Source organism: Rickettsia gravesii BWI-1, from assembly GCF_000485845.1.
GTDB classification, from domain to species: domain Bacteria; phylum Pseudomonadota; class Alphaproteobacteria; order Rickettsiales; family Rickettsiaceae; genus Rickettsia; species Rickettsia rickettsii.
This window is the reverse complement of record NZ_AWXL01000024.1, coordinates 1-9,380: the sequence shown is the minus strand read 5'-3', so window position 1 is coordinate 9,380 and position 9,380 is coordinate 1. Positions and strand designations below refer to the sequence as shown.

The following is a 9,380-nucleotide window of genomic DNA, read 5'->3' as shown; positions in this document are numbered from 1 at the left end:
AAATTATTGGTTGCGGCGGGTATCTTCCTTCAAAAGTAGTTAGTAATGACGAGCTTGCAAAATTCGTAGATACTAACGATGAATGGATTAGAACAAGAACAGGTATTACGCAGCGTCATATAGCAGGTGATACAGAATATACTTCCCATCTTGCTTTAAAATCAGCTGAAAAAGCTATAGCAGATGCAGGGATATCGGTAAATGATATTGATTTAATTATTACATGTACTACTACTCCCGATAATAGCTTCCCTTCGGTTGCCTCTAAGCTTCAAGGTTATCTTGGTTTAACTAATATACCGTCTTTTGATTTACAAGCAGTATGTACCGGCTTTGTTTATGGTTTACAAGTAGCAAATTCTCTTATCTCATCAGGTAAATATAAAACTATTTTGCTTATAGGAGCTGAGAAAATGACGTCGTTATTAGATTGGAATGATAGGACTACTTGCGTTTTATTCGGTGATGGGGCCGGTAGCGTAATATTACAGCGTAGTAGTGATGATTCCGGTTTAATAGATAGTAATATCTTCTCAAGCGGGGCTGATTATGAAATATTATACACAAACGGTGGTGTAAGTATGAACGGTATTAGTGGCAAAATAGTTATGCAGGGGCAAAAATTATTTCGTCATGCAATAGAAAAAATGCAACAATCTATAAAAGATTTACTGCATGCTAATCAATTCAGTGTAAGCGATATTGATTATTTTATACCTCATCAAGCAAATATCCGTATTATAAATAAACTCACTGAACTATTAAATATAGAAGAGCATAAAGTAGTGAAAACCGTAGAAAAACATGCTAACTGCTCTGCTGCTTCTATTCCGCTTGCTTTGAGTACTCTCAAAGCATCAGGCAAAATAAAAAAAGGTGATATTCTACTATTTTCAGCTATCGGTGCAGGTCTTACTTGGGGCAGTGCATTCATTAGATGGTGAATATACTCGTTTTATTAGACATCTTCGGAAACCTACTGCTAGAGGTAATTTGTACGTTGATCCTGTACTCGAATCCTCACGTACCTCTATGTACGCTGCGGTTCTGCGTGCCGTGTCTTCTTCAAATTCCTCTCTATAAGTGAGTTTCTGAAGATGTCTATTTGAAAAATTGGCAACGCTACTTATTTGCTTATAATCCTCACATATTATATATACGCTGCGGTTATAAGCTTCAAAATTGATTCCTCTTTTCCCCATTAAACTTCATCTATCTATTTATCCAAAGTATATACTTGTATTATAAAAATGATATTTTTACCACATTTATACATGAGTAATTGCATTTTATATATTTTAGCCTTTAAACTAATAAAATAATGATATATACTAACTCACATAGCTTTTGGTTAGTTTAGTTTTATAACTAGCTAAAATGAATTCAATATTAATAAATTATAATCTCAAGGAGTTTAATTATGAAAACAAAAATTACATTAGCTTTTCTTGCATTATTTGTGCTTGCAGGGTGTAATACAACAAAAAGAGCACCGCAATTTGACAGTAATATGAACCAAGGTGAAGAAACTTCATTAATGAAAGATTTCGAGAAGCATGCAGGAAATGCAGTATGGTTTGCTTTTGATAGCTCTGTTTTATCACCAAAGGCTAAAGAAGAACTAGAGAGACAAGCTTGCTGGTTATCAAAGCATCCTGAAGTAAAAGTTACTGTTGAAGGACATTGTGATGCAAGAGGTACCAGAGAATATAACTTAGGTTTAGGTGAAAGAAGAGCAGCAGCAACGAAAAAATTCTTAGCTCATAAAGGAATCGATCATAACAGATTAAATACAATCTCTTATGGTAAAGATAGACCTGCTATGATGGGTGATACTGAAGAAGCTTTTGCTTATAATCGTAGAGCTGTAACAGTTGTACACCACTAAAATTATTTACTAATTATAGTATCCTAAAAGGTCAAGTTTACTACTTGGCCTTTTTTTATTTATAACTTGATGTTATTATTGCGAAAACGTTGATGCGTGGATACCAAATCGTCATTGCAAGCCATAGGCTGCATGGCAATCTCATGAAATAACAACAAACTCCTGAGATTGTTTTGTCAATTACTTTGTAATTTCTTCGCAATGATGAAAAAACTGAACCATATTGCCCTATTTTTTAGGCGATACCTCAAAAATGTAAAAATTTTACTAGACTTAACTGCATAATAATTATATAAATTTCAAATGAAAAGGGGCTGTAGTTCAGTTGGTTAGAGCACGCCGCTCATAACGGTGTAGTCGTAGGTTCAAGTCCTACCAGCCCCACCACACAAATTCTTATTTAAATTCGCATTAGCACTGAATTTATAATGATTAATCTAAAAACACTTTCTTGGTATCTTACTAAATTATATTCTAAGTGTTTCTTTATTATATTATTTCTTTTAATCGTGCTATTAATTATCTCAAATATTTTTGATCTTTTACAAAAATTCAAAAATATTTATGTTCCTTTTAGTTTTTTTTGGAGACTTATCTTATATAAGATTCCTTATTTACTAGGTCAAGTATCTTCGTTAATGAGTTTTACCGCTATGTTATTTTTTCTTAGAAATCTAACAAAAAATAATGAATTAACGGCTATGTTATCTAGCGGTATTCATATTTGGCAAGTGCTTGTTATTCCATGTATTGTAACTTTAATGTTAGGTATAGTTTTTACGACTATATTGAATCCTATCGGTACTATAGGCTTACAAAAATATGAGTTATTAGAAGCAAAACTAACTAAAAAAGCCTTGAGTGAGGGTATAATATCTAAATCAGGCTTATTATTTTTTGAATCTTTAAATGATGAAACTCAAATTATCCAAACACAATTTATTAATGTTGCCGAGAAAAAATTAAATAATATTACAATTTTATTTGTTGATCATAATAATTCTTTTTTAAAGAGAATTGATGCATTATACGGTATTATTGAAAATAAAATGTTACATTTAAATAGAGTTAAGGTTTTCACAAAAGAGGAAACTAAGGCTTACCATAATTTAACTATGCAGACAAATTTATCAATTAATAGTTTAGTAAATAAATTTATCCGTCCTGAAATGGTTTCTATTTGGGCTTTACCTAAATTAATTAATGAATTATTAAATTCAGGTTTACCGGCTATTAATTATCAAATTTATTATTACAAGCAATTATTTAAGCCTATAATGATGATGGCAACCGTAATTTTAGCAAGTTGTTTTATTAGTCTTAAACAGCGTGATAATTCCCAAGAAAAAATACTGCTATTAGGTTTATTTTCAGGTTTTATAGCATATTCGTTATCAGAAATATTATTAAAAATACTTACTTATAATAATTTGTCTTTAATTGCTGCTATTTTATTACCTAGTATGCTAATATTTTTTATTAGTAACTTTATTATGTTACATTATAAAGAAATTTAATATAGACGAAGTTTAATTTGAAAAATTGGCATCGTCGCTTCTCATTTTTGATCCTCACGTAGTATTCTACGCTACGGTCAAAAATTCTGAGGCTTCTCGCTCTTTTCCAAATTAAACTTCGTCTATATTAAATTTTTATTTACTATGGGACTGTTTATTTTGTTAACAATGCTATAGAAGTGTTTTTAGAATTTAGAGAGAAAAAATAAAATGATAATGAAATTTTTGGAAGGGTTTTCTTCCGGTATGGCCATAGATCTTGGTACGGCAAATACTATTGTCTATCAAAAAAATTGTGGAATTGTTCTAAGGGAACCTTCTGTTATTGCGTTAATAAAAAAAGATGGTGCTTTTGTGCCTTATGCTTATGGTCATGAAGCAAAAATGATGCTTGGGCGTACTCCTACGGATATTGAAGCAAAAAGACCTTTAAAAGACGGTGTTATTGCCGATTTTAAGGGTGCAGAGGAAATGATAAAGTATTTTATTAGAATGGTGCATAATCGTCGCTCTTTTTTTGGGCCGACAATTGTTATTTGTGTGCCTTCCGGTTCTACGCCGGTTGAGCGTCGTGCTATCCAAGAAGCAGCAGAAAGTGCAGGGGGTAGGGATGTCTATTTAATTGAAGAACCTATGGCGGCAGCGATCGGAGCAGGGCTACCCGTAACGGAAGCGACCGGTTCGATGATTGTTGATATTGGAGGAGGCACTACCGAAGTTGCAGTTTTGTCACTAGGGGGCATAGTATATGCAAGGTCGGTAAGAGTCGGTGGTGATAAGATGGATGAAGCTATTATCTCATATATAAGAAGGCACTATAACCTATTGATAGGTGAGGCTACTGCCGAAAAGATAAAGCAAGAAATAGGTACAGCTTATGTAGATGAAAATGCTGAGTCGAGAAAGATGGAAATTAAAGGACGTGATTTAATTTACGGTATTCCTAAAGAAATGATATTGAACGAAAGACAAATTGCTGATAGTTTAATTGAACCGGTAAGTCAAATTGTTGAAGCGGTAAAAGTAGCACTAGAAGCAACACCTCCTGAATTATCTTCAGATATAGTTGATAAGGGAATTGTTTTAACAGGCGGCGGCTCATTATTACGAAATCTTGATTTTGTTCTTAGTGAAGCCACTAAATTGCCAGTAATAGTTGCAGATGATGCCCTCTCTTGTGTGGCACTTGGAACAGGAAAAGTACTTGAAGATTTTACAAAGCTAAAACATGTACTATTTAAACAGGATTAAAAATGGCAATACTTGCAAATAGAGTAAAAAATTCTTCAAATTCATTAGAATTAATAAGAATAATATCAAATATTCTTAAGCGTTTTTTTGTCATATTTGGGCTTGGATTGTCTGTATATTTATTTTTTACTACACCTAAAAAAATATCTAGTATATCACTTGAAGTAACCGGTAGTATAGTATCAACCGGTTTAGCAGTTTATGAAGATATATTTGAATATATAAATTCAATAACACAAAAATTTGTTTATTTTCAAGATTTAGAACGAAAAAATATAGAACTTAAACTTGAGATAGCAAGATTACAACATTTACAGAGTGAAGTAGAATCGGTAAGAGCCGAAAACATTGCATTAAAAGATTTGTTAACGATTGCTGAGGAAGAAGAATTTGAATATATTACTACTAAATTACTGAGTGTTTCCTTTAATCCCTTTTCTAGAACTGCTTTGATTTCTGCAGGTAAAAAGCAAGGCGTTGAACCTGATCAAATCGTTGTTAATTCAGGAAAATTAGTAGGAAAAGTAATAGAAGTGAGTAATAATTATGCTAAAGTAATGTTAATTAGCGATGTTAATTCTAGAATACCTATTAAAGCTAATTCTTCAAGAGAACAAGGTATTTTAGCAGGTAATAATAATAATAGTAAAATTTTATACTTGCCTAACAATCATTTAGTACAGAAAGATGAGGAGATAGTAACCTCTGGACACGGTAATATTTATCCTGCAGGTATTTTAGTGGGCTATGTGTCTAAAGTTACGGAACATGATGTTATGGTAAACGTAGCCGCTGATCTATCTAAAACGGAATTTGTACAAGTATTATTGCCTAAGGAGTAATTTCTATTTTTTTGGTACTCTATGTCATTACCGCAGAATCGGGGCTGCATGGACCGGTACAATCCCCTGTGTGTCACCCCGTGGCTTGACCACGGGGGCCAAAAACAATAAAAAATACTAATTGCTACAGAAGTTATATATTTGATAAAATAACTATATAAAAACGAGTTTTTATATGGTTTTACTAGATTTTCGCCTACGTGGGAATGATATTGAGTAGGCTTTTCGATCCATGTAACAAGGCTGGTAATACTCGACACACTTTGTATATATCTATCCTTTATTTATTCAGAGGTTATTAATATGGCACTTGCTACTAAAGTAAAAGAATTTTTAGAAGAAAAATTAAAACAAGAAAAGATAGATCGTAAATATCTTGCCGAAGTCACTAATATCCCTTATACGACTGTTAGCAGAATTATGAGAGCGGAAGCTAATCGTGAATTCAACCCTGAAATAGATACTATTTTAAAAATAGCAAAATATTTTAATTGTACTATGGATGAGGTAATAAAAAGAAAAGTACAGAATAATTCATAAAGCTTGATACAAGCGAATTTTGCATGACTCGCCTGTGCTCACGTAGTTTTCCTACTGCTTTCGCAGGCTCGCATTTAAATTCATCTTGTCTAAATCTTTCTGAAATATGCTGTACCTACGAAATAAAACATAAAATATGACAACAAAAAATAAAAGAGTTCTTCAGAAATTCGCTTATAGAGAGGGATTTAAAGGAGACATGGAACGTAGCACCGCAGCGACGTCTAAATTACCTCTAGAAGTAGAACTTTTTAGGAACTCTAAAGGACTGATTATAATTTTATCTTCCCCTTCAGGTACAGGTAAGTCGAGTTTAGCTAAAGCATTATTGAAAATAGATAATAATTTGCGTTTATCTATTTCGGCAACTACAAGAAAACCACGTTTAGGAGAAGTAGAGGGCATAAACTATTACTTTAAGACTGGTCTAGAGTTTGAAGAATTAGTTAAGCAGAATAAATTCCTTGAATATGCTAAAATATACGATAATTATTACGGTACGCCTAAAGAATATGTCGAAATGTTATTAAATCAAGGCTTGGATGTTTTGTTTGATATTGATTGGCAAGGAGCAAGGAGTATTAAGAAAAATGCTACTAATGTTGTTGCTATATTTGTATTGCCTCCTAATATTGAAGTATTGGAACAACGCTTAAGAAATAGAGCGACAGATAATGAAGAAGCAATAAAATTACGTATGCAGTCGGCAGAAAACGAAATATCACATGCTAATGAGTATGATTATGTAGTTACTAACGATGACTTTGACCGGACGCTTAAAAAAATACATGCGATTATAGTTGCAGAACGAGAAAAAGCGTTTTGACTTTGTTGTTTTTTCTTTCTATACTGAGAATTAGATGTTATGTTTCTAATTTTCATGGTACTAATTTAAATGCTTAGAAAACAATTCTTTTTATCAATAATAAAACATTTTAAAACTCATAAAGTTTGTGCCTTGTTAGGACCAAGGCAGTGCGGAAAAACTACACTTTCTAAACAATTCGTAGAAGCTTATAATATTCCTAAAATCAATATTTTTGATCTTGAAAATCCTTTAGATTTAGCAAGATTAAATGAACCGATGCTTGCTTTGTCTGATCTAAAAGGATTTGTTATTATTGATGAAATTCAGTATAAACCGAATCTATTCCCTATTTTAAGAGTTCTTGTTGATACAACTGATATTAAATTTTTAGTACTAGGCAGTGCATCAAGAGACTTAATTAAACAAGGTTCTGAAACACTAGCAGGTAGAATAGGTTATATTGAAATGACACCGTTTACCTTATCTGAAGTATCAGGTACTCAGCAATTATGGATACGCGGCGGATTTCCTTTATCATATTTTGCAGATGATGAAGAGTTAAGTGCTTTATGGCGTCAGAATTACATTAAAACATTTTTAGAAAGAGACATACCAAATTTAGGTTTTACAATTCCGTCTATGCAGTTACGTAGGTTTTGGTTAATGCTTTGCCATTATCACGCTAATATATTTAATGCTTCAGAACTTGGAAATTCTTTATCTATCTCATATCATACCGCAAAGCATTATTTAGATATTTTAGAGGGAACTTTTATGATCCGTATTTTGCAGCCTTGGTATGAAAACCTTAAAAAAAGACAAGTTAAGACTCCAAAAATCTTTTTTAGAGATAGTGGAATATATCACGCTTTATTAGGCTTAAATAATTATGAATCTTTAAGCACTCATCCTAAAATAGGTGCATCATGGGAAGGATTTGCCTTAGAACAAATTATTAGATATTATAAAGCCGAACCCGAAGAATGTTATTTTTGGTCATCTCATAATGGAGCGGAAATAGATCTTTTAATTTTTAAAAATGGAAAACGTTTGGGGTTTGAAATTAAATATACAAATACACCGAGCATTACAAAATCAATGCAAATATCTTTAGAAGATTTAAAACTTGATCAAATTAATGTAATATTTCCAGGTGAGATTAGCTTTAAATTGTCAGAAAAAATACAGGCAATAGGTCTTTCGAGTTTAATTCAAAATGATACAAAAGCTGCAACTATATAGTTACAGCTTTTAGAATGTTATATTATTTCACATCCGCCTTTAGAAGCTTTACCGGCAAGTTTAATATCTTTGGAAGCATTATCCACATAATTACCTAAATCTTGATTATATTGGTGGATTTGACTACTTGCTTGCATAGCTTCTTTAAATATTGCGTTATGTTGTTGCTGTTGTTCTTCAAATTGTACTTTTGCAGCTTCTAAAGCTGCTTTTCTTTGTTCAGGAGTTAAATTTTTAAATTTAGACATAATGATTACTATTTAGTTAAATTCCTCTCGTTTTATTATTTGTAACTTTAATATTAGGAGTACGAGCAGGAGATAAACTCCCAGTATTAGTATCTTTTACTTGTGTTTGTTCCCTGATTTTATTAGCTAAAGATTTAGTTTTATCCACGTTGATTTTATTTATTACTTTATTATGATGCTCTATATCCTTTACAACGCCGTCTGTCTTAATTGCTTTATGCTGATTTTTTAGAACTACATATTTTTCATATGCATCTAAATATTTTTCTGGTTCTTTTTTATAACGCTCTTTAATATCACTTCCTAATTTCTTTATTTTATCTTTGTTTATGTTGTGTTCTTTTTCACGTTTGATAATTTCTTGATCTAATATTTTTTTACTATTTTCAATCTTCTCTACATGTGCCTTATGTATTTTTAGCATTTCTTGGTGAAATTCTAATTCTTCTTTTAATTCTTTAACTTTTTTTGGTGCTAAGCCTTTTTCTTGTAATTGTTGTGATAAATTCGTTATTGTTGTATTTAATTCATTTAATTCTGTATGTGCTTGTTTGTGTTCTTCAGTTATTTTTTTATGGTTTTCATGTAATACTTTATGCGTTTGATTTAGTTTAAATATTTCTTCATGAGTTAATATTTCACGATTTAACTCTTCATGATCAATAATGTTTTCCTTTTCCAGTTTATTTATTATCTTATCTAAACGTTTATTACTTTCTTCAATTCTTTTAGTATCTTTAGTAATATTTTTTATAAATTCATTATGCAAATTATTAAGTGCAGTAATTCTTTGTACGATTTCTTTTTCTTTTTCGGCAAGTTTTATTGCTCTTTGTGATTTTAGAAATTCTTCTTCTTGAACCCTAGCTTTCTCAATAGATTGTTCTGCTTCATAGTTCTTGAGCTTAGTTTCAGCATTCTCTTTTAGATTGGATATGTCAAAATTCAAGCCATATGCAGCTGCTTCGCTTTGTAAACTACTCAATTCTCCTAGAATTGTTTCTATTTGAGAGCGAGAATAAGAATTTTTAAGATGCTCTTTTA

Annotated in this window: 10 protein-coding genes, 1 tRNA gene and 2 pseudogenes; 9 read left to right on the top strand and 4 right to left on the bottom strand. The window is 31.5% G+C overall.

The window, feature by feature from the left end:
* The first annotated feature begins 2 nt into the window (after window positions 1–2).
* Window positions 3–944, top strand: a complete 942-nt coding sequence (locus tag RGRA_RS0107385) for a beta-ketoacyl-ACP synthase III (protein WP_029662703.1) — start codon at window positions 3–5, stop codon at window positions 942–944.
* Here RGRA_RS0107385 and RGRA_RS11200 read toward each other — a convergent pair.
* A pseudogene (locus RGRA_RS11200) lies at window positions 934–1,202 on the bottom strand (palindromic element RPE1 domain-containing protein). The gene RGRA_RS0107385 and the pseudogene RGRA_RS11200 overlap by 11 nt on opposite strands.
* A 218-nt stretch (window positions 1,203–1,420) precedes the next feature.
* Here RGRA_RS11200 and pal point away from each other — a divergent pair.
* From pal to RGRA_RS0107355, 6 genes are all read left to right on the top strand, one after another.
* Window positions 1,421–1,888: a peptidoglycan-associated lipoprotein Pal gene (gene pal / locus RGRA_RS0107380; protein WP_017442637.1), complete on the top strand. Its 468-nt coding sequence runs from the start codon at window positions 1,421–1,423 to the stop codon at window positions 1,886–1,888.
* Between the two features lie 310 nt (window positions 1,889–2,198).
* A tRNA-Ile gene (locus RGRA_RS0107375) sits at window positions 2,199–2,275 on the top strand.
* Between the two features lie 41 nt (window positions 2,276–2,316).
* Window positions 2,317–3,405 (top strand): LptF/LptG family permease, encoded by a 1,089-nt coding sequence (locus tag RGRA_RS0107370; RefSeq protein WP_017442636.1) that lies wholly within the window; start codon window positions 2,317–2,319, stop codon window positions 3,403–3,405.
* 210 nt (window positions 3,406–3,615) lie between these two features.
* Complete coding sequence (locus RGRA_RS0107365; RefSeq protein ID WP_017442635.1) at window positions 3,616–4,656, top strand: rod shape-determining protein; 1,041 nt, start codon at window positions 3,616–3,618, stop codon at window positions 4,654–4,656.
* 2 nt (window positions 4,657–4,658) lie between these two features.
* Window positions 4,659–5,498: a rod shape-determining protein MreC gene (mreC, locus tag RGRA_RS0107360; protein WP_017442634.1), complete on the top strand. Its 840-nt coding sequence runs from the start codon at window positions 4,659–4,661 to the stop codon at window positions 5,496–5,498.
* Window positions 5,499–5,801: 303 nt separating this feature from the next.
* Window positions 5,802–6,038 (top strand): helix-turn-helix domain-containing protein, encoded by a 237-nt coding sequence (locus RGRA_RS0107355; protein ID WP_004997409.1) that lies wholly within the window; start codon window positions 5,802–5,804, stop codon window positions 6,036–6,038.
* Here RGRA_RS0107355 and RGRA_RS11195 read toward each other — a convergent pair.
* Window positions 6,022–6,144 (bottom strand): annotated as a pseudogene (locus RGRA_RS11195) (palindromic element RPE3 domain-containing protein); the annotation flags it as partial. The gene RGRA_RS0107355 and the pseudogene RGRA_RS11195 overlap by 17 nt on opposite strands.
* Window positions 6,145–6,174: 30 nt before the next feature.
* On the opposite strand from RGRA_RS11195, the gene gmk reads away from it, so the two are divergent.
* Both gmk and RGRA_RS0107345 read left to right on the top strand, forming a co-directional pair.
* Window positions 6,175–6,864 carry a guanylate kinase gene (gene gmk / locus RGRA_RS0107350; protein WP_017442633.1) on the top strand — a complete coding sequence of 230 codons (690 nt, stop codon included), beginning with the start codon at window positions 6,175–6,177 and terminating at the stop codon, window positions 6,862–6,864.
* 69 nt (window positions 6,865–6,933) lie between these two features.
* The gene (locus RGRA_RS0107345; RefSeq protein WP_024547395.1) at window positions 6,934–8,088 is read left to right on the top strand and encodes an ATP-binding protein; all 1,155 of its coding nucleotides are present in this window, start codon (window positions 6,934–6,936) and stop codon (window positions 8,086–8,088) included.
* Window positions 8,089–8,105: 17 nt separating this feature from the next.
* Here the strand turns inward: RGRA_RS0107345 and RGRA_RS0107340 are convergent, their stop codons facing one another.
* Window positions 8,106–8,336, bottom strand: coding sequence for a hypothetical protein (locus tag RGRA_RS0107340; RefSeq protein WP_017442632.1), 231 nt, complete (start codon window positions 8,334–8,336; stop codon window positions 8,106–8,108).
* A gap of 16 nt (window positions 8,337–8,352) precedes the next feature.
* A partial coding sequence (gene roaM / locus RGRA_RS0107335; protein ID WP_034420844.1) for an actin-based motility regulator RoaM occupies window positions 8,353–9,380 on the bottom strand: 1,028 nt, incomplete at its 5' end.

Bases quoted from the DNA above. Each gene is read 5' to 3' on its own strand.
- mreC (WP_017442634.1), top strand. From the start codon at position 4,659: ATGGCAATACTTGCAAATAGAGTAAAAAATTCTTCAAATTCATTAGAA.
- RGRA_RS0107365 (WP_017442635.1), top strand. From the start codon at position 3,616: ATGATAATGAAATTTTTGGAAGGGTTTTCTTCCGGTATGGCCATAGAT.
- gmk (WP_017442633.1), top strand. From the start codon at position 6,175: ATGACAACAAAAAATAAAAGAGTTCTTCAGAAATTCGCTTATAGAGAG.
- RGRA_RS0107370 (WP_017442636.1), top strand. From the start codon at position 2,317: ATGATTAATCTAAAAACACTTTCTTGGTATCTTACTAAATTATATTCT.
- pal (WP_017442637.1), top strand. From the start codon at position 1,421: ATGAAAACAAAAATTACATTAGCTTTTCTTGCATTATTTGTGCTTGCA.
- RGRA_RS0107355 (WP_004997409.1), top strand. From the start codon at position 5,802: ATGGCACTTGCTACTAAAGTAAAAGAATTTTTAGAAGAAAAATTAAAA.
- RGRA_RS0107340 (WP_017442632.1), bottom strand. From the start codon at position 8,336: ATGTCTAAATTTAAAAATTTAACTCCTGAACAAAGAAAAGCAGCTTTA.
- RGRA_RS0107345 (WP_024547395.1), top strand. From the start codon at position 6,934: ATGCTTAGAAAACAATTCTTTTTATCAATAATAAAACATTTTAAAACT.